Below are 20,779 nucleotides of genomic sequence, written 5' to 3' on the forward strand. Positions count from 1 at the left end.
ATGGCAACGACGATTACCGGCATCTCGTCGATGGCGACGAAGCATCTGCTCGCCGATCTCGCCCATGCTTATGCAAGCGCATTCGCGCAGCCGGTCGCGATCGAATCGACGGGCGGCGTGGCGGCGTTGCGGCGTATCGAGGAAGGCGAGGCGTTCGATATCGTCGTGCTGGCCGCGAACGCCATCGAGCGTCTTGCCGAAGCGGGACGTATCGATCCGGCGAGCCGCGTGGATATCGCGCGTTCGGGCGTGGCCGTCGCGGTGAAGGCGGGCGCGCCGCATCCTTCCATCGACGACGAAAGCGCCGTGCGTCACGCAGTGTTGGCCGCGCGCAGTATCGGCTATTCGACCGGGCCGAGCGGCGCGTATCTCATGCGGCTGTTCGAGCGCTGGGGCGTGCTTCAGGAGGTGTCGTCGCGTATCGTGCAGGCGCCGCCCGGCGTGGCCGTGGGCGGACTTATCGCGCAAGGAGAAGTGGAGCTGGGCTTTCAGCAGATGAGCGAGCTGATCGGCGTCGCGGGCATCGACGTAGTGGGTCCGTTGCCTGCGGACATTCAGACGCTCACGGTATTTCAGGGCGCCGTGTGCACGGCCGCGCGCGAACCCGTGCTCGCGCGCTCCCTTCTTGCTTACCTGAGTTCTCCGGAAGCCGGCGCTGTCATGCAACGTCATGGCATGGAACCCGTTCGATGAGCACGCGCTTGAGCGAACGATGCAGACTTGCACTCTTCCGCCTGGCGTTGTCCGCGCCAGGCGGTGTCACCGTGTTTCTGATGGCCGATGGACGAGAGAGCGCCTTGCGCATCGCGCGCGCGGCCGTCTCCATTCTTCGCGAAGTGCCGGTGCATGAAGTGCGCGTACGCGAATCGCTGTCGTTTCGCGAGCTGCTTCGCGCGGGCGTCAGCGACGACCCCGATCTGCGCGTGTTCGAAGCATCGTCGAAAGACGGCAAGGTGCAAGCTTGGATCGAGCGGCCGATCTTCTTTACCGACGACGCCACCTTGCTCGGGAAGTGGGCCGAGCTGCATGCGGATCTCGCGACGGAGACCGCACGGCAGCTCATTGACCGCGCAAAGTAGGGGCGGACTTCAGGCCATTAAAGCGGCGTCAGTGCCCCCAGCGCAGCACCAGCGGGTCGAGCTTTCGCGCCACCTTGAGCAAGCCTTCGCGCACTTTAGGATGCATCGGCGCAAGCGGATGCCTCACCGCGTCCGAGCCGATCACGCCGCCTTCCTTCATCAGCGTCTTGCATGCGGCAAGCCCGCACTGGCGGTTCTCGTAATTGATGAGCGGAAGCCATTGCTGATACAACTCGGCGGCTTCGTCGGTGTTGCCGGCAGCGTAGGCATCGACGATCTTGCGGATGCCGTCGGGGTAGCCGCCGCCCGTCATCGCGCCGGTCGCGCCTGCATCGAAATCGGGGATCAGCGTGATCGCTTCTTCGCCATCCCACGGGCCGACGATGGCATCGCCGCCGAGTTCGATCAGCTCGCGCAGCTTCGACGCAGCCTGCGCCGTTTCGATCTTGAAGTACGACACGTTTTCGACTTCACGCGCGAGCTTCGCGAGAAAGGGCGCGGACAGCGGCGTGCCCGCGACGGGCGCATCCTGAATCATGATCGGAATGTCGATGGCGTCCGACACCTTCGCGTAGAAATCCTGAATGCCGCGCTCGCTCACGCGGATAGTCGCGCCGTGATAAGGCGGCATGACCATGACCATGGCCGCGCCCGCGTCCTGCGCCGCGCGGCTGCGTTCGGCGCAAACGCGCGAGCTGAAATGCGTCGTCGTGACGATCACCGGCACGCGGCCCGCGACATGTTCCAGCACGGTGCGCTGCACGGCATCGCGCTCTGCGTCCGTCAGCGCGAACTGCTCCGAGAAGTTCGCGAGAATGCACAAGCCGTTCGAACCGGCATCGATCATGAAGTCGATGGCGCGCTTCTGGCCTTCGAGATCGAGCTTGCCTGCGTCGTCGAAGATGGTAGGCGCGACGGGGAACACGCCGCGATAAAGGGGAGCTGCCATTGATTGTTGTCTCCTGGATTTAGATGCGATAGAGGGCGCTGGCATTGTCGTGGAAAAGGGCCAGTCTTTCCGCGGGCGTTCGGTGCGCGACCATCGCCTTGAAGCCGCCGAAAAGATTGTCCAGCGAAACGACGAGGCTATCCACCGGAAAATTACTCGCGAACATGCAGCGCTCGACGCCGAAGCTCGCGATGGCCTCGCAGACCACCGGCCCGTTGCGCTCCACGCTCCAGTTTATCCCCGCTTCGCCGATGCCGGATATCTTGAGCCACACGTTGGGCCAGCGCGCGAGCGTATCGAGCGCGGCGCGCCATGCGCGCAACGCCTCCTCGCTGCGATCGGCCGGTAAGCCCGTGTGATTCACGATGATCTTCACATCGGGAAAGTCGCGCGCAAGTTCGGCCGCTTCCGCGAAATGCCACCACGGAGCCTGCAGTTCGAACATCAGATCATATGCCGCGAGCAGCGCGTAACCACGCCGCCACCGCTCGCAGCGCATGGAACCCGCTGCCGAGAAATCCGCGCGATGCTCCGCGCGCGGCACGGTCTTGGGCTTATGACGCACGCTGCGCACGAGCGGCAAGCCACGATATCCATCAAGCACCGCGCGCACGTCTTCGCGATCCAGCCAGATTTGCCCGGCCATTGCATTGGGCAGGCCGGTGCGCGCGTTGAGCGCGCTCGCCCAGCGCGCTTCGCCGAGCGGATCGCGCGCGTCCCATTCGCCTTCCATCATCACCGTCTTGACCACGCGATGACTCGCCGCCTGCGCAAAGTAATCGTCGGGCAGGAAGTCATGGCAGATGGCCGCGTAATCGCCATAACGGAACGGAATGCGCGGCAGATCGCGCAGCCACGGATGATAGTTGTTCGCGAGGTCCCAGAAATGATGATGCGCATCGACGACAGGCAGGTCGGCATCGTCGCCGCTTTGCAGGAAGCGCTCGCGCAAGGCATCGATATGGGCGTGCATCATGGGCTCTTAGCTCACGCGGTCTTGTGCCATGCGCACGAGAATATCGAAGGCCTTCTGTGTAGCGCCGACATCGGCGGAACCCTTGCCGTGGATATCGAACGCGGTGCCGTGCGCGGGCGTCGCGATGGGCACAGGCAAGCCGCCGTGCACCGTGACGCCGCGCCAGAAGCCCATGAGCTTCATCGCGATCTGGCCTTGGTCGTGATACATGGTGACGACGCCATCGAAGACCTTTTGGTCGCGTGCACGCACGAAGATGGTGTCGGCGGGAAAGGGGCCTTGCGCATCGTAACCGAGCGCGCGTGCATGCTCCACGGCCGGCGTGATGACATCGATCTCTTCGCGGCCGAATGCGCCGTTGTCGCCGTTGTGCGGATTGAAGCCGCAGACCGCGATGCGAGGCGCCGCGATGCCCGCGCGTTTGAGTCCGTCGTGAATCAACTGCACCGCGCCGACTATGCGTTCGTCAGAAAGCCGCGCGCTCACGTCCTTCAATGCAATGTGGGACGTGACGCGCGAGGTCCACAGTTCATCGAGCACGTTGAATTCGCAAAACGCGCCGGCATAGTCGAGCTGATGCGCGAACCATTCCATCTCGTCGTTCGTGTCCATGCCCGCCATGTGCAGCGAGGTCTTGTTGACGGGCGCGAACAACATGGCGTTGGTGCGGTTCGCGCGCGTCAGTTGCAGGGCTTGTTTGAACGCTTCGAGGCTGTAGCGTCCGCCGCGTTCCGTGGATACGGCGGGCTCGTAAGGCGCGTCGTCGGGCAGGCGGAAGTCGATGAGCGAAGGCACGTCGGTATCGCGCGCGGCGGCGGCTTCATCGTTCACCACGGTGTAATCGAAACGTTGCCGCGCGATCTCCATGCCGCGATCGAGTTCGCGCCGGTCGCCGATGATGAGCAGATCGGCACGCTTGCGATTTTCCGGCCGTGCAACGAGACGCGCGATGAGTTCGGGGCCGATGCCGGCGGGGTCGCCGAGAAGGACAGCAATGCGAGGTTTCATGACGGATCAACCTTTGAGTTTTTTAGCGGGTACGGCGCAGATCGATGGCGATCGAGCCGAAGATATACACCAGCGCGCAGGCGCTGTAGAAATGCAGCACGGTATCGAACGAACCGGTACGCTGCAGGATGAAGCCGGTGATGAGCGGAATCGAGATGCCGCCGACGCTGCCCGCGCAGTTCATGCATGCACCGAGCAGACCGACGCGCCCCGGCGTCGCGAGCAACGAAGGCAGGCTCCAGTAGAGACTACCCCACATCAGCAAGAACGACGCCGCGCACAGCACCGCGACCGCGCTCACCGGCGACTGAATGGTCGGCAGCGCGGCGAATACGGCAAGCGTCGTGATGCCCGATAGCGCGATCATGCTTTTGACCACCTTGCCGCGCGAGAAGCCGTGCGTGCAAAGTGCATCGCAGAGAAAGCCGCCCGACAGCGAGCCCAAAGCGCCGGAAAAGAAGATGAAGAACGTGGCCGCGCCGATCTGCGAAAGACTCAAGCCGCGCGCTTGCGTCAGATAGCTCGGTCCCCACGTGATGAGCCCGAAGAAGATCATCGCCCAGCTCATGCGGCCTACGCACATGGCGATGGTCGAGCGCAGCGGCAAGGGTTCCTCGGCGATGACGTTCGCGGCGACCGGGGCCGCGCCGTCACGAATTCGCGCGAGTTCCGCGCCATTCACGAAGGGATGCTTCGCGGGATCGTCGCGCAGATAACGCCATGCGAGCCAGCCCGCCGCAATGGTCGCGATGCCCGCCACGACGAACGCCATGCGCCACGAGCCGAACGCGAGGATGAGATTGGAGATTGCAAGCCCGCCGATGGCCGCGCCCAATGGCGAGCCCGCATCCATCAATACGGCGCCGCGACCGCGCTCTTTCTTCGAGAGCCACAATGCATTGAGCTTGCTGCCGGCGGGAAAGAGCGGTGCTTCGGCGCCGCCCAGACCCACACGCAGGAACAGCATCGACAGACCGCCGCCGGCAGCGCCCATCAAGGTCTGGAAAATGCCCCACAACACCGTCGCGCCCGCGATGATCTTGCGCGGACCGTAGCGGTCGATGAGCCATCCGCCCGGTATCTGCAACAGCGCATACGACCAGAAGAAGCTCGACAGGATCAGCCCCTGCATGGCGGGCGAGAGCGCGTATTCCTTGGCGATGGTGGGCATCGCGATGGAAAGCGAGATGCGATCGACGAGATTGATCAGCGTGATGAGAAACACCACGCCAAAGATGCGCCAGCGCACGCTCGTCGCGCGCTCCGACGTAACCGCGTCGAGCGCGGGCGCCTCTATTCTGCTTTCCATTGCGTGTCTCCAATTCTTTATGTCGAGGGCTGCATTGGCCCATCGTTCATGCGTTATTCGATGATGTTGAAGTCATCCAGATACTTGTCCGAGAGCGTGATGCCAAGGCCCGGCGTTTCATCGGAGAGTTGCAGATAGCCGTTCTCCGGTTGCGGTTCACCGTCGAAGATGTAGTAGAAAAGCTCGTTGCCCACTTCCACGTCGTAGACCGGGAAGAACTCGGACATGGGGCTCGCCACGCTCGACATGGTGAGGTGATAGTTGTGCATCTGTCCGGCATGCGGAATGACCGGCACGGACCACGCCTCGGCCATTGCGTTGATCTTGCGCGCCGCCGTGATGCCGCCCACGCGATTCGTGTCGTACTGAATGACGTCCACGGCGCGGCGTTCGAGCAGGTCCTTGAAGCCGTAGATGGTGAACTCGTGTTCGCCACCCGAAATCGGGATCACGTTCATCTTCTTCAGTTCCTGATAGCCCTCGATATCGTCGCCGATGACCGGTTCTTCCAGCCAGCGCGGATTGAATTCGGCCAGGCGCGGCAACATTCTGCGTGCGTATTCGAGCGTCCAGCCCATATAGCATTCGACCATGATGTCGATGTCGTCGCCCGCGAGTTCACGCAAGAGACGCAACTGTTCGACGTTCTTCGCCATGCCGCTCGGGCCGTCTTTCGGGCCGTAGCCGAAGCGCATCTTCATCGCGGTAAATCCGTCGTCGAGATAGCTCTTTGCTTCGGCGAGAAACACGTCGCGGTCGTCGTTGTTGTAGAGCTTCGAGGCATAGCACCAGATCTTTTCCTTGGTACGTCCGCCGAGCAGTTTGAAGACGGGCTTCTTCACCGCCTTGCCCATGATGTCCCACAAGGCGATATCGACAGCCGAGATCGCCGCCATGCCAATACCCTTGCGCCCCCAGGCAAGCGTGCGCCGATACATCTTCTGCCAGATATATTCGTGATCGAACGGGTCTTCGCCAATGGCGATAGGCGCGAGATATTCGTCGACGATCTGCTTGGCCACGCGCGGCGCAAGCGCGCAATTGCCGATGCCGATGGTGCCGTCGTCGCACTCCACTTCGACCACGAGCCATTGGTGAAAGCGGAACGAGCCCATGGCGTCGCCGCGTTCGTAGAGAATGTCCACGGCATTCGTGCAGAAGTGCGCTTGCGGCGGCACGACCTTGCCTTTCCATTCGAATACGCGTGCACGGATATGCTTGATCTTCATCGCGAATGTCTCCTTCTTGTTTGATGGAAGGCCGCGCGAGGAAGGGTTTGCGCGGCTGTTTCGGGTGACGCTAGTGTGCGAAACTGCGCGATAACTGACTATTGAATAATTTGCATCGGGTTATTTCCTGCGGTTATCGCGGGAAAGCGCTCACAGGGTTATCGCCGACATGATTGCGCCTGCCAATACCATCCGCAAACGCCTGCGCTTGCGTCATCTTCAACTGATGATGGCGCTCTCCGAAACAGAGTCTCTGCGCAGCGCCGCCGACGAACTCGCCATGACGCAGCCCGCCGCGACCAAGGCGTTGAAGGAACTGGAGGACACCATGGGCGCGTCGCTGTTCGTGCGGCATGCGCGCGGCATGCAGGCCACGGTATATGGCGAAGCGGTCATGCGTTATGCGCGCGTGGTGTTCGAAGACCTCGACGAGTTGCGCGAAGAACTCGCGGCCATCGAAGCGGGGGATATCGGCAAGGTGCGGATTGGCGCGGTCATGGCGCCCGCGCCCGAGCTGTTGACGAAAGTGATCGTACAGTTGAAGGACGCGCATCCGCGTCTGCATATCACCGTGCAGATCGATACCAGCGATGTGCTCGTGCAAGCCTTGCAGCAGGACCAACTCGATATCGTGGTCGGGCGCATTCCCTACGGGTTTCCCGCCAACGACTTGAGTTTCGAAACGCTTGCCGAAGAGGCATTGTCGATTGTCGCGCGGCCCGGGCATCCGGTGTTCGAATCGGCCGGGCGCCCGAAACTGGATGAGCTCGCGGGGTATGCGTGGATCGTGCAGCCGCATCCGAGTCCGATGCGCGAGATCATCGATCAGACTTTCAGGGAGTCACGCGTCGCACCGCCGGTGAGCACCGTCGAGACGTCTTCCATTCTCACGACGCTTTCGCTGTTGCGCGATTCCGATATGTTGGCGGTGCTGCCGAGTTCGGTTGCCGATTACTACGCTTCGCTCGACACCATCGCTTCCATTGCCACGCCGTTGCGTGGACGGCTCGCGCCTTATGGGTTGATCCTGCGCAGTAACCGGCGCATCAGTCCGGCTACGCAACTGGTCATCGAGGCGATTCGGGCAGCCTAGTTAGGGCGACGGCGCGGCCGCGTCATGCGTGTCGAGCGCGAGACGCCGTCGCCGTCCGTCATCGGCGATCCGCGAATGCCAGTTTCCGTTCGGCATCGCGCAACGAGGAATCGGCATCGTTCGCCGGATCGAGTTCGATATCGGGTCGCATGAAGAACGTCATCACGATACCCACCGCAAGCAGTCCCAGCGAGCCGCCGAACGGCAAGGTCCAGCTTCCGGTGCGGTCCACGATGAAGCCGAACACGATCGGCGAGAAGATGCCCGCAATGGCCGATCCCGCATTGACGAGCCCGCTCGCAATCCCGACGTGCTTGGGCGTGATGTCCATCGGCACGGCCCAGATGGGACCGATGGTCATTTCGAGGAAGAAGAACGACAGACTCATGCAGCCTGCCATGACCGGCAAGGACTTCACCACCATGACGGGTGCGAGAAAGATCAACGCGCCGAGAAATGCGACGATGATCATGTTGCGCCGCGCGGCGACCACGTTGCCGGTGCGTTTGAGAATGCGGTCGGAGATCACGCCGCCCGCTGTATTGCCCACGACGCCCGAGAGAAACACGCCCGCTGAAAAAAGCGCCGAGCTCTTGAGATCGAGGCCGCGTCCGTGCATGAAGAACGTCGGCAGCCACGTGAAGAAGAGCCAGCCTGTCCAGCCGTAGCAGAAGTAGACCATCATGGTCGGCCCGATGCGCTTGATGAGACGTCCCCACGGCGTCGGCTCGCGGGTCTTCTCCACGGCCACTTTATTTTCGGGCGGCAGCTCGGCGATTTCCTCGGCCGTGATGTGTCGATGCTTGCGCGGGTTATCGGCGAAGTACCACGCGTAGACCAGCACCCAGACCGCGGTCAGCGCGCCCACCAGAATGAACGATGCACGCCACGACGCGAAGGCGACGAGAATCGCGATCAGCGGCGGCGTCAGCGCATTGCCCAGGCGCGAGAACGAATGCGTGAGCCCTTGCACGAAGCCGCGCTTTTGCGCCGGATACCAGTTGACTAGCGCGCGGGCCTGCGCCGGAAGCGCCGCGCCCTCGCCAACACCGAGCAGCATGCGCGCGCAGAAGAGCGATACGACGCCGCCCGCGAAGCCCGTCGCGACCGTGGCGACGATCCAGATCGACGCGCACAGCACGAGCGTGGTCTTCGCGCCGAAGCGATCGCTTACCCATCCGCCGATCACCTGGCAGATCGCATAGGTGTAGGCGAAGGCGCCGAACACGAAGCCGATATCGGTATTGCTGAGATGAAGATCATCGCGAATCAGGCCTGCCGCGGCGGACAGGTTGACGCGATCGAGATACATGATGAAAGACATCGCGCACATGAGCGCGAGGACCGACCGGGTGACCTTGGGTCGATGGAACATAGCGTGTCTCCTCTGAGGCTTGTGCGCTTCATGCGCGCTCTTATCGAGGGCGAATCGTGTATCGATCCGACGTCCGAAGTCTGGAGAAAACAGCGATAGCCGTCTATTGAATTTGCCTTATGAGGCGATTACCACAGGTTATGTCCTTGAAAGCGGCTTCGAAAAAATGCAGCGGCCCGCGCTTCCTTGAGAAGACGCGGGCCGTCAGGGTGAACCAGTAGACGATCAAGCGGCGATGCGTGCGCCTTCGTCATGAAGACGGAAGATTTCGACTGCGGTACGCAACGCGCCCGCCTGATCTTCGAGCGACTGCGCCGCTGCCGCCGCTTCCTCGACGAGCGCCGCGTTCTGCTGCGTCACTTCGTCCATTTGCGTCACGGCGCGCGCCACTTGTTCGATACCGCTCGATTGTTCTTCCGATGCCGCCGCGATCTCGCCCATGATGTCGGTCACGCGTTGCACGGCGTTGCTGATGTCGTTCATCGTGCGGCCGGCTTCATCGACGAGCGCCGCGCCGGATTGCACGCGTTCGACGGAGGTATCGATCAGTTCCTTGATCTCCTTCGCCGCCGCCGACGAGCGTTGCGCGAGCGAGCGCACTTCGCCTGCCACGACCGCGAAGCCGCGTCCTTCTTCGCCTGCACGCGCCGCTTCCACGGCTGCGTTGAGCGCGAGAATGTTGGTCTGGAACGCAATGCCTTCGATGATCGCGATGATGTCCGCGATCTTCGTCGAGCTCTGGTTGATCTCGCCCATGGTGGTCACCACTTGCGACACCACATGGCTGCCCTTGCCCGCGATCTCCGATGCATTGGCGGCCAGCACGCTCGCTTGGCGCGCGTTGTCGGCGTTCTGTTTGACCGTGCCCGTGAGCTCATCCATGCTCGACGCGGTTTCCTGCAATGCCGACGCCTGTTCCTCGGTGCGCGAGGACAAGTCCACGTTGCCCGCCGCAATCTGCTTGGTCGCGGATGCAATCGATTCGCTACCCGAGCGCACCGAACGCACGGTTTCGACGAGGCTCGCCTGCATGGTCGAAAGCCCGCGCAGCAACTGGCCCATTTCGTCGTTCGAGGTGATGCGCACATCGCGGCGCAGGTCGCCTGCGGCAATGGCGCCGAACTGTTCGAGCGCGGCGTCGAGCGGGCGCGCAATGCGCTGGCGCAGCGAGAACCACGAATACGACGATGCAGCGAGCCCGATCACGATCGCGATGATCGACACCATGCGGAACATGGCGAAGGTCGCCTGGCTCGCGTCGTAGTCGCTTTGCGCCTGGTCGAACTGCAGCTTGCGCAACTCGACGCCGGTCTTCGCAAAGTCGTTGAACGCGGCCTGCATCGTGGCGGCGTCGGCGGTGACTTTCGCCTGGTCCTTCGCGCGCACGTCGGCATAGCCTTCGTCGAGCAGCTTTTGCATTTGCAGACGCTGCTCGTTGAATTTGTCCGCAAGCTGCTTTTCGCCGGGAGCCTGGGGCAGGGCGGCGTACTTCGTCCATGCGTCGTCGGAAGTCTTGCGCATCAGCGCGCCCCGGCCGATGGCCTCGTCCGCCGCGTTCGTGCCGATGTTCAGCGCCGCGCGATCGAAGCTCAGACGTTCGCGCGCCATGAACATTTCCGCATTGCCGACCGACACCGCGCTCGGCATTTCATTCGTGAAGAGGTCGTGGGTCGTCTCGTTGGACTTGCTCATGCCGACGAGTCCGACCAGCCCGATGCCGATGAGGAGCATGCTCAGCAGAGTCATGGCGAGGGCGAGGCGGCCCTTGATTGTGGAAAACATATTCGTCCCAAAGGTGGCTGCATCTTGTTCGCGCGCCGGCACGCGACGATGCTCTCGCCTGCCACGCGGCCAGTGAAATGTCACCGGCCGCCTGTATAACGACCGCAACGCGATGGCCTTTAGGGAAACGGTTACCGATAACTGCGCGGCTTTGAGATCGACCGTGCGAAAACCTCGGACATTCAGCGCATCAGGGAAAACGCGGCGTGCCTGAACGCTGCCGGCTACGCATGGCGACGAGCGCGCGCACGATCAGCAAGAGGTGATAGTAGAGCCTGAGACTTGCGCCATACGTATAGGCATCGGGATGTTCGAAGGCGACGCGCAGCGCGGCGAGCGGCGCATCGTGCCGCGCGTGCAGCGAAACGACGATCGGCGCCAACCGGCGCAACGCGATGCCGCGCGCCGCTTCGAGCGATGGATCGAGCGTAATCGCCGAAACGAACTGGTAGGCGCTAAACGCTGCCGCGCTGACCGAACGGCGCGTGCTGCGCGACACGGAAGCCGTCGTCTTGCGATAGTACGAAACGTATTCGTGCAGATAGTAGACATGCTTGGCCGCCAGACACAACTGCGCACCGAACACGTAATCGCAGCACGCGCCGACTTCCTCGCGATACCCCACTGCCCGCACGAGCGCCGCGAGCGCCATCCAGCCATTGTTGGGGAACATTTGCACAAGACCGGTTCGTCCTGGCAGCGGCTGCATGCCTTGCGAGCGCGGTTTTCGATGGAACGCCGCATTGAGCGCCGCGCTTTTGTGGACATCGATGCGACCTTCGGGATCGACCTCGTATTGATCGCCGAACGCGACTTGCAGATGCGGATACGTCGCCCAAAGCGCCGCAAGCCGCGCGACGGCGTCGTGCACGAGATAGTCGTCGTCGTGGATCAGCATGACGAGCGCGCCCGTCGCACGCTCGAAGAGGCTCGACACATTGCGTGCTTGCCCGAGCGGCACGTCGTTGCGTAGATATCGCACGCGCGCGTCGTGCGCGTAGCACGCGGTGATGAGCTGCTGCGTGAGATCGTCACGCGAGTCGTCCCCGATCAATATTTCGATGTGCGGATACTTCTGCGCGAGGCAGGAGTCGAGGCACTGTACGATCAGTTCGGGTCGGTTGCAGGTGGGCAGGCAAATGGAGACCGTCAGCGCGTTTTTCATCTTCTTCTCGCTTCGTCGTTTGTTTATATCGGCGATTTTGTCGGCGATTTTCAGCGGCCGCTTCACAATGCGAAATCTTTCGCGTCGTTAGCAAGGTAGAAGAAAGAGGAAGAAAAATAATCCGAAAAAAATGGGTAATTAATACGGCGTTTGCGGCGGGATTCGTACGCCATACCGGTTTACGCGATTCGCGCGATTTATGCGTGCATCGCTCTGCCTAACCGGCGCGATGCCCGCGCAGTCAGTCCGGATATTCGTCGTGACGCTTCCACCAGTTGCCGGTTTCGTTGCGGCCTTTCGGCGCTCGATCGAGCCACTGATACATGCCCCAGAGACTGTCGAGACCTCGCGAGTAGGCCGAGTACGTGTGATAGACGTCGCCGTCCTGCATCGCGAAGACGCTCAAGCCTGGTCTGTCGAGCGAATACGCGGGCGCGGTCGTGCCGACATCGGCGGCGCCTTGCTTGACGGTTTCGGGCGGGTCTTTCTGATCCATCGCGTGGCGATTTTTCGCATAGTTATATTCGATGCTGCCGTCGCGCTGCTGCTCTTCGGTGAACGACACGTTGAAGTCGAAGTTGAAGTCGCCATCGTGCGCGGAGGCCCATGGGAAGTGCCATCCCATGCGCTTCTTGTAGGCCGCGAGCTTCTCGATGGGCGCGCGGGACACGCACCACAGCGCGACATCGTGATGCGCGAGATGAATGGCGAAACCGTCGAAGCCATCCGCGATCGCGGAGCAAGACGGGCAGCCCGCCTTCCAGTCCGGCCCGAACATGAAGTGATAAACGAGCAACTGCGAGCGGCCGCCGAATAGGTCAGCCAGCGTGGCGCTTCCTGTTTCCGTATCGAAGCGATAAGTCTTGTCGATGCGAACCCACGGCAACGCCTGACGTGCCGCGGCGAGTTCATCGCTTTGCCGCGTGAGTTCCTTTTCGCGCGAAAGAAGGCTCAAGCGTGCGGCCAGCCAGTCGTCGCGCGTTCCTGTCGTATGACTCGTCATCGTGCTTGTCTCCCGAGTGAGGTTTCGAAATGCACGGTGTTAGATTAGTACCGGACGCACAGCTGAGGGGAGTGACAATTGTGGCGGGAATTTGAGGCGACATGGATTCACTGATCAACGCGGCGGCGCGCGCGCTCGCGGGCGGCGACCCCCTTGGCGCGCTCAATCGTGTTGCATTGCGCGACGACGCCGCCGCGCTCGCACTGCGTGGCATCGCCATGGCGCAGCTCGGCGAGTTCGCGCGCGCTAAGACCTTGCTGCGCAGCGCGGCGCGTCGATTCGGCGCGAAGGAAGCGGTTGCGCGTTCGCGATGCGTGGTCGCCGAAGCGGAGATCGCGTTGGCATCGCGCGATCTTGCGTGGCCGCAGAAAGCGCTCGATGCCGCGCGCGTCACGCTCGAAGCGCATGGCGACCACGTCAACGCGGTCCATGCGCGCATTTTGGCGGTGCGCAGGCTCGCGTTGCTCGGCCGGTTGGACGATGCTCGGCTCTTGCTCGCATCGCTCGACGCGGTAAGTCTTCCACCGGCATCGGAGGCCGCGCGCGAACTCATTGCGGCGGCAATCGCGATACGGCGTGTGGAGACGCAGCCTGCGCGCGAAGCGTTGACGCGCGCGCGAGAGGCGGCGCATCGGTCGGGTATCGCCGCGCTCGAAGCCGAAGCGGAAAGCGCGTCGAGCGTGCTCGATGCGCCAGCGGCCAGACGTATCGCACAAGGCGAAGCGCGGCTCCTGCGGCTCGATGAAGTGGAGGCGCTGTTTGCATCGGCTGCGTTCATCGTGGATGCGTGTCGCAATGTCGTGCGCGAAGGCGGCGTGACCATTGCGCTCGCCACGCGTCCGGTGCTTTTCACGCTGGCGCGCGCGCTTGCTGAAGCATGGCCGGACGATGTGCCGCGCGACACGCTCATCGTGCGGGCGTTTCGCATGAAGCATGCGGACGACACGCATCGGGCGCGCTTGCGGGTCGAGATCGGGCGCTTGAGGACGATGCTGCAATCGCTCGCAACGGTGAGCGCGACGCCGCGCGGCTTCACGCTGACGCCGCGTCGGGCAGATGAAGTCGTCGTTCTGGCGCAGCCGACGGAAGACGCCTACGCGACGCTGCTAGCCGTTCTCGCCGATGGTCAAACGTGGTCCAGTTCGGCGCTTGCGTTGGCGCTTGGATCGAGCCAGCGCACGGTACAGCGCGCGCTTACGACGCTCGCGGCGGCGGGCAAGATTCAGGCATACGGACAAGGACGCGCGCGCCGCTGGATGACCGCACCCCTGCCCGGTTTCACGACGGCCTTGTTACTCCCTGCTGGTTTGGCCTACGACTGATTGCTTGGAGGCTCGTGCGGTCGTTGGCACTTGGGACAGCGGCAGAATGGGGAGCGGTCGCGTGGTAAACGTCTGATTAAATAGCTCGCGTGGCACAGCCGAGCCGAAGGCGCTTGCATTGGTTGGCGTGTGGAATTTCGGTCGTGCCACATGATCGTCTATCCGCGTTACGTCTTTTATATGTCGTTCGACTCGCTGTAAAGCGGTGTGCGTCCGAATAACCAAGTCAAGCAAGACTATGCACTCTGCAAGATTTCTTGAAATGCAAAAGGTGGATCAACGGCTCGCGGTAGTGTTTGATCGGCGACAACATTTCGCGCTTGTGTTCGAGTTCACTTCGACCTCTAGCTGTATTCCTGACGTCACGTCGTCGTTATCCCTTATTCAACGCCACCTTCGGTGATTTCAGGCGGTACGGCTCTCAAATCATCCACTGACTTTGAAAGGGTTTTTGTCTAATTTGAGAGTCTGCAAACAAATTCAGCGTTTCTTTGAAAATTAATCAAAATGAAATTCAGACGCTGTCTCGTCCTTATAATGAAAAAAATGAAATAAGCCGTAATATTCTCATTTCGGAACGATGCCAATGCGCACCCTTGAGATGTAGACGCATTTGATTTATCTGGAACTCGATAAACAAAGCTAAAAATGGCTATCCGCTCGACGGATGCTCTTTGTCCGTCCTAATTAAGCGTAGTGATTAAGCCTCTTATGTCTACAGCTGCAGGCGTGTGTTTCGTCGTCTCAATAAATTAGGCGTTCTTGTTGATGGGATAGATTTACCTTGTTAAGTCGTTCCAGGGCTCATTGATTCGATTAACTTCTGAGCTACTTAGCATTCTAATTTCAAAGAAACAGCACATACGACATAACAGATTCCGCGCAAGCGGAGTGTTGCATTGAGGGCGTCTTGGCCGGACGCCGAATGCAGAGCAGTAGTGAGTTTAGGTCATTGTTAAAAAGGAAAATTATATGAAAGTTCGTACGCTTCGATTCAAGCCTATCGCGTCGGCGGTTTTGACTGGCATGACGGTTCTGGCAGCGGCCAATGCTGTCGCAGGGACGATAACTGGCTGGAATGACACGGTGCCTTCCAGTGTGTCGCGCGACGGGACGAACATCTTTGGCGATAACAATACGACGACCGCCAACGTCGCCATGTTCGGCGACAGTCAATACAACAATATTGCCCAAAGTGTCTTGATGGGCAATGGAGTCAGCGTCACGGCAGATACGACTTCGCCGTATTTCGAGGGCGGCGACGCAAATTCCAGTAATGCGGCCGCCGTTGCGATCGGTTCCAATGCTCATGCAAAGCAGGAAGGTGTGGTTATTGGCGGGAATGCTCACGGCGACGTGTACGGTACTGCAATCGGGTCAGGCGCACAGGCATACGCAAATGGTGTTTCGGTCGGACGCAATGCCGTTGGAGGCGATTTCGGAAGCGCCATAGGCTCGATGGCTACTAGCGGCAACGACGGCACTGCGATGGGCTACAAGGCCGCTGCGCAAGGCGGGGTCGCGATTGGCGCGAGAGCAAACGCGTATGACTATGGAGTCGCAGTCGGATCGGACTCGGTGGCCTTCCATAACAGTGTCGCTTTCGGCCTCGGAGCGTACGCAAATCAATCAGCTGTCGCTGTCGGTAATCAGGCGAATGCGTCTGGCTTCGGGCCGCTGGCGCTCGGGCAACAAGCCATCGCGTCAGGAGATGGCGTGATCGCAATGGGGCTCAGCTCACAGAGCACTGGGCTTAATACCATAGCAATCGGCGATCATGTGCTTGCAAACGGAGATTTGAGCATTGCAATCGGTCGATTCGCGCAGGCAAATGGCGGTAACGTCACGCTGCTTGGTTCTAACGCAGTGGCAAGCGCGGACGGTACGACCACGATCGGTGCTTTCTCCAGCGCAGGAACCTTCGGCGCCACCGCGGTGGGAAATGCCGCACATGCGACCGGCCGGGACTCCGTGGCGCTCGGCGACTTCTCAACGGCTTTGGGGTGGAAGAGTATTGGTATCGGCGTTAACGCCACGGCGGAGGGTTCAGAGAGCATCGCCGTTGGCAATGGCGCCTATGCAAAGGGAGACTATTCCTATGCAATTGGCACATCCGCGAACGCATCAGGTACGAGTTCAATCGCTATTGGCCAGAACAGTAGCGATGGTGGCCAAAGCTACGTTTTCAGCGTGGGCGGCGATGGGATCGTGCGACGTATCACGAACGTCGCTGACGGGATCGCGAACAATGATGCCGTGAACAAGGGGCAATTGAATACCGTTTCCGCTCAAGTGGCCCAGAACACCGCAGACATCAACGATCTGCAGCACAACCTGAATCTCCGCGCCAACAGCCCACTGTTGCAGTCGACCCGGTTGAACGCAGTCGCCGACACTTCCAACACCGGCGCTGCATCGCCTGTAAGCGCAGCGTCCAACGTGAATGCCGCTCCGGTCGCGCCCGCAGCCGCATCGAGTCCGTTGTTTGCGGCGGATGGCGATGCTTCGGAAGCCGCTACGGCAAGCGGCAAGCGCTCTACGGCCTCGGGCGCTAACGCCAACGCCAGCGCCGACGATTCGGTTGCACTCGGCGCAAACTCGGTAGCGGATCGTGCGAACACCGTGTCGGTGGGCGCCTCGGGCAGCGAGCGTCAGATAACGAATGTTGCGGCCGGCACGCAGGCCACCGATGCTGTCAACGTGGGCCAGTTGAATAGCGCCGTTTCCCAGGCGAACGGCTACACCGACCAAGCAGTAGCAGGCATGACTGCCTACACAGATCAGGCAATCGCTGGTGCAAAGCATGACATGGAGCGCTATTCGGATCGCGCCGCCGCAGCGACGCTTGCCATCCCGAGCATTCCGGCGCTGAACAAGGGCGAGAAGTGGGCCGGTGTGGCTGTTGGCAATTATGGTAGCGCCACCGCTGTGGGCGTTGCCGCGGCCTATCAGGTCACAATGAACTTGAACTTGGGAGTCGGCGTTTCGTCGGCGAACGGCGGTTCGACCGCAGTTAAGGCTCAGGCCGGCTACCGCTGGTAATCCAGGCGATCGAGCGACGGACGTGCGCTCGATCGATGCTCTTCGTGGGCACTTCGGCAGAAAAGCGGCAAGGCGCGGTTCACGCCTTGCCGCTTTTACATTTGCTCTGGAATGGCGGATTCGCTGAGCGGGTACCAACGCATCTGAATCGTTGAAGATTATGGCCACGTGCTCTACCCACTCCTCGCGATTTTCCGGAGCATGGCAAAGCCCGCGGTTCGTTAAGGCATGGTCAGGATTCGGCTGATGAAGCTAGGTACGCGGCGAAGATAACGAAATGCGGGGCGTCGTCCCGCCCCTGCCCGGTTTCACGACGGCCTTGTTACTCCCTGCTGGTTTGGCCTACGACTAGCATGAAGTCTCGATCAACCAGTGAGCAAAGAGGAAGGCGACATGAAACGCGCAAAGGCGGAGATCATCCGCGAATACGGACCTTTTCCCGAAGTGGAAGGCGTGCACGGCGTGAGCTGGGACGGACAGCAAGTCTGGTTCGCCTCGGGCGATGCCCTCAACGCGCTCGACCCCGAAAGCGGCAAGACCCGACGCAAGCTCGCGGTCGCGGCGCACGCGGGCACTGCCTTCGATGGCGAGCATCTGTATCAGATTGCCGAGGACCGCATTCAAAAGGTCGATCCAAAAACCGGCGAGGTCGTCTCGACCATTCCCGCTCCCGGCGGTGGCGCGGATTCCGGTCTCGCGTGGGCGGAAGGCACGCTCTGGGTCGGACAATATCGCGAGCGCAAGATTCATCAAGTCGATCCGGGCGATGGCAAAATTCTACGCACCATCGATTCCGATCGCTTCGTCACGGGCGTCACCTGGGTCGATGGCGAACTCTGGCACGCCACGTGGGAAAGCGACGCGAGCGAACTGCGACGCATCGACCCGGCCACCGGCGAAGTCTTCGAGCGGCTCGACATGCCGGAAGGCGTGGGCGTCTCGGGACTCGAATCGGACGGCGGCGAGCGCTTTTTTTGCGGCGGCGGGCGCACAGGCAAGATAAGAGCCGTGAAAAAGCCGAAGCCAGAATGATGCACCGGCGCTGTGCCGAAACCGCCAAGCCTCGAGTCGAAGACCAGGCATCCCCCTTGCGAACACGCTACTCCGACATTTCGCGCGCCGCGAATTAGCTTTACTCTGTCGGATTGGTGCGCGCCCTTCGCGCATCGTTCAAAGGAAAAGGATTCCCCGATTTGGATTCGACTTTTTTCGGTCGCCCTCAACTCGATTCATGGGTCGGCGAAACGGCGCGCTTCATACGCGATTTCGACTGGCGCAAAACGCCGTTGGGCCCGATCAACGACTGGCCGCCGGTCTTGCGGTCGGTCGTGCAGGTCATGCTGCCCAACGCATTGCCGATGGCCCTGCTTTGGGGCGACGAAGGCACGCTCGTCTACAACGAAGCCTATGCGAAGTTCTCGGGTGTGCGGCATCCGGGCATCCTCGGCATGGCTATCGAGAAGGCATGGCCCGAGGCGGCGGATTTCAACCGTAACGTGATCGATTCGGGCATGCGCGGCGAGTCGCTGACTTACCGCGACACGCGCTTCGTGCTGGCGCGCGAGCACGATCCCGTCGAAACATGGCTCGATCTGCACTACAGCCCGGTTGCATCGGATGAAGGCGTGCCGGTGGGCGTGCTTGCAGTCGTCGTCGAGACGACCGAGCGCGTGCTGCTCGAACGCAATCGCAGTGCGGCCGAAGCGGCGTTTCGCGGAACCAACGAGCGGCTGCAACTCGCGTTGAATTCGGGCGCCGTGCGCGGCACCTTCGTATGGGAAATCACGCAAAACCGCGTGAAGGGCGACGAACGTTTCGCGCGCACTTTCCTCTTCTCGCTTCAGGAAGTGGAAACCGGCTTGCCGATCGAGGCGGCGCTCGAGATCATCCATCCGGACGACCGCGGACGCGTGACTTCGCTGATCGCCGCGACCTTGCGCGATGGCGCGCCGTATCGCGCCGAATATCGCATCCGCACGCCGGACGAGGGCTGGATCTGGATTCTCGCGTCCGGCCGCTGCGAATACGACGAAGCCGGAGCGCCGCAGCGGTTTCCCGGCGTGATCGTCGATATCAACGACCGCAAGATCGCCGAAGAAAGCCTCAAGGAGCTGACGCGCGGTCTCGAAGACAAGATTTCCGAAGCCGTGGCGGCGCGCACCGCGGTCGAGGCGCAATTGCGCCAAAGCCTGAAAATGGAAGCGCTCGGCGCGATGACGGGCGGCGTCGCGCACGACTTCAACAACACGCTGCAGGCCATCAGCGGAAATTTGCAATTGATGCAGTATCTGCCGCCGACCGACCCGCGCGTGCCCGAACGCGTTCAGGCTGCGCTGGACGCCGTGCAGCGCGGCGCGACGCTCGCCTCGCAACTGCTGTCGTTCGCGCGGCGGCAGCCGCTCTCGCCGGTGGTCATCAATCCGCAGCGGCTTTTTGCCGAGTTGCGCGAACTTCTGCAGCACGCGGTGGGCGCGTCGGTGGTGATCGGCGCCGCGTTGCCGGAACAGGCGTGGAATTTCTGCGTCGACCGCAATCAGTTGGAGAACGCGCTCCTCAATCTCGCGATCAACGCGCGCGACGCCATTAGCGGCGATGGCCGGCTCACGCTCACGTGTTCGAACGAGTCGCTGGATCACGCCGCGTGTGAGGGCAACGACCTGCGTCCCGGCGAGTACGTGCGTCTTTCCGTATCCGATACGGGCACCGGCATGCCGCCCGATGTCCTCGAACGCGCCTTCGAGCCGTTCTTCACCACCAAGCCGGAAGGACACGGCACGGGGCTCGGCTTGTCGATGGTGTTCGGCTTCGTCAAGCAGTCGGGCGGCCATATCCATGTGTCGAGCACGGTGGATGTCGGCACGACGGTGGAGATCTACTTTCCGCGCAGTTACGACGACGAGACCTCGTCGGCCGAAGCGGGCAGCATTCCCACGCACACGGGCAGCGCAACCGTGCTCGTCGTCGACGATGACGTCGCCGTGCTCTCCTCGACGGTCGCGATTCTCGAAGCCATGCATTACACCGTGCTCAAGGCCGCAAGCGGCGACGCGGCGATGAGCGTGCTGGAAAGCGGCATCGGCGTGGACGTGATCCTGACCGACGTGGTGATGCCGGGCAAGGTGAAATGTGCCGATCTCGCCGAATGGGCGTTCGCCCAGCCGCAGCCGGTGCCGGTGATCTACGCGTCCGGCTATACCCGCGACATCATCTCGCGCGACGGCGTGCTGCGACCCAACGTGACGCTGCTGAACAAGCCTTATCGGGCGGAGCAACTGGCGAAGGAAATTGCGTCGGTGTTGAAACGCGAGTGAGCGCGCTTTCCATTCCATCTAAAGTATTTACCGATCCCGCCGTTATGCATCAGTAAGATAAACCAAAAGCAACAGCAACAGCGGACGGGGTCGAAGGTGCAGGGCAGAGCGTCTGATTTTCTCGGGATCATCGGCG

At 61.6% G+C, this 20,779-nt stretch carries 16 protein-coding genes; 7 read left to right on the forward strand and 9 right to left on the reverse strand.

Annotated features, from left to right (window positions below):
* Positions 1 to 693, forward strand: a complete 693-nt coding sequence (locus tag P9292_RS06155; RefSeq protein ID WP_309848164.1) for a substrate-binding domain-containing protein — start codon at positions 1 to 3, stop codon at positions 691 to 693.
* Positions 690 to 1,079, forward strand: coding sequence for a hypothetical protein (locus tag P9292_RS06160; RefSeq protein ID WP_309958349.1), 390 nt, complete (start codon positions 690 to 692; stop codon positions 1,077 to 1,079). Before P9292_RS06155 ends, P9292_RS06160 begins: the two co-directional genes overlap by 4 nt.
* 28 nt (positions 1,080 to 1,107) lie before the next feature.
* Here P9292_RS06160 and P9292_RS06165 read toward each other — a convergent pair whose 3' ends face one another.
* From P9292_RS06165 to P9292_RS06185, 5 genes are read right to left on the reverse strand one after another with little or no spacing between them, the layout of a single operon-like run.
* A complete protein-coding gene (locus P9292_RS06165) occupies positions 1,108 to 2,028 on the reverse strand; it encodes a dihydrodipicolinate synthase family protein (protein WP_309958350.1) in 921 nt (306 codons plus the stop codon).
* A 19-nt stretch (positions 2,029 to 2,047) separates the two neighbouring features.
* Entirely contained in the window at positions 2,048 to 3,004 is a 957-nt protein-coding gene (locus P9292_RS06170; RefSeq protein WP_250527964.1) for an amidohydrolase, read from the reverse strand.
* A gap of 6 nt (positions 3,005 to 3,010) precedes the next feature.
* Entirely contained in the window at positions 3,011 to 4,012 is a 1,002-nt protein-coding gene (locus tag P9292_RS06175; RefSeq protein WP_244830026.1) for a 4-hydroxythreonine-4-phosphate dehydrogenase PdxA, read from the reverse strand.
* Between the two features lie 22 nt (positions 4,013 to 4,034).
* Entirely contained in the window at positions 4,035 to 5,321 is a 1,287-nt protein-coding gene (locus tag P9292_RS06180) for an MFS transporter (protein WP_309958351.1), read from the reverse strand.
* A gap of 53 nt (positions 5,322 to 5,374) precedes the next feature.
* Complete coding sequence (locus P9292_RS06185; protein ID WP_244830028.1) at positions 5,375 to 6,550, reverse strand: L-rhamnonate dehydratase; 1,176 nt, start codon at positions 6,548 to 6,550, stop codon at positions 5,375 to 5,377.
* Positions 6,551 to 6,719: 169 nt separating this feature from the next.
* On the opposite strand from P9292_RS06185, the gene P9292_RS06190 reads away from it, so the two are divergent.
* A complete protein-coding gene (locus P9292_RS06190; protein WP_309958352.1) occupies positions 6,720 to 7,643 on the forward strand; it encodes a LysR family transcriptional regulator in 924 nt (307 codons plus the stop codon).
* Positions 7,644 to 7,701: 58 nt separating this feature from the next.
* Here the strand turns inward: P9292_RS06190 and P9292_RS06195 are convergent, their stop codons facing one another.
* The 4 genes from P9292_RS06195 to P9292_RS06210 form a co-directional block, all read right to left on the reverse strand.
* A complete protein-coding gene (locus P9292_RS06195; RefSeq protein WP_309958353.1) occupies positions 7,702 to 9,018 on the reverse strand; it encodes an MFS transporter in 1,317 nt (438 codons plus the stop codon).
* A gap of 225 nt (positions 9,019 to 9,243) precedes the next feature.
* Positions 9,244 to 10,800, reverse strand: a complete 1,557-nt coding sequence (locus P9292_RS06200; RefSeq protein ID WP_284503442.1) for a methyl-accepting chemotaxis protein — start codon at positions 10,798 to 10,800, stop codon at positions 9,244 to 9,246.
* Positions 10,801 to 10,990: 190 nt separating this feature from the next.
* A complete protein-coding gene (locus tag P9292_RS06205; RefSeq protein WP_309958354.1) occupies positions 10,991 to 11,965 on the reverse strand; it encodes a glycosyltransferase family 2 protein in 975 nt (324 codons plus the stop codon).
* Positions 11,966 to 12,206: 241 nt separating this feature from the next.
* Positions 12,207 to 12,968: a DUF899 domain-containing protein gene (locus P9292_RS06210; RefSeq protein WP_250527960.1), complete on the reverse strand. Its 762-nt coding sequence runs from the start codon at positions 12,966 to 12,968 to the stop codon at positions 12,207 to 12,209.
* Positions 12,969 to 13,069: 101 nt separating this feature from the next.
* On the opposite strand from P9292_RS06210, the gene P9292_RS06215 reads away from it, so the two are divergent.
* The 4 genes from P9292_RS06215 (at position 13,070) to P9292_RS06230 (ending at position 20,643) form a co-directional block, all read left to right on the forward strand.
* On the forward strand, positions 13,070 to 14,290 hold the full coding sequence (locus P9292_RS06215; RefSeq protein ID WP_309958355.1) for a helix-turn-helix domain-containing protein: 1,221 nt from the start codon (positions 13,070 to 13,072) through the stop codon (positions 14,288 to 14,290).
* A 972-nt stretch (positions 14,291 to 15,262) separates the two neighbouring features.
* A complete protein-coding gene (locus tag P9292_RS06220; RefSeq protein ID WP_309958356.1) occupies positions 15,263 to 17,332 on the forward strand; it encodes a YadA-like family protein in 2,070 nt (689 codons plus the stop codon).
* A 393-nt stretch (positions 17,333 to 17,725) separates the two neighbouring features.
* Positions 17,726 to 18,364 carry a DUF5074 domain-containing protein gene (locus P9292_RS06225; RefSeq protein WP_244830040.1) on the forward strand — a complete coding sequence of 213 codons (639 nt, stop codon included), beginning with the start codon at positions 17,726 to 17,728 and terminating at the stop codon, positions 18,362 to 18,364.
* A gap of 161 nt (positions 18,365 to 18,525) precedes the next feature.
* Positions 18,526 to 20,643, forward strand: coding sequence for a hybrid sensor histidine kinase/response regulator (locus P9292_RS06230; protein ID WP_250527957.1), 2,118 nt, complete (start codon positions 18,526 to 18,528; stop codon positions 20,641 to 20,643).
* Positions 20,644 to 20,779 lie beyond the last annotated feature (136 nt).

The organism is Caballeronia sp. LZ001 (genome assembly GCF_031450875.1).
Taxonomy (GTDB): domain Bacteria; phylum Pseudomonadota; class Gammaproteobacteria; order Burkholderiales; family Burkholderiaceae; genus Caballeronia.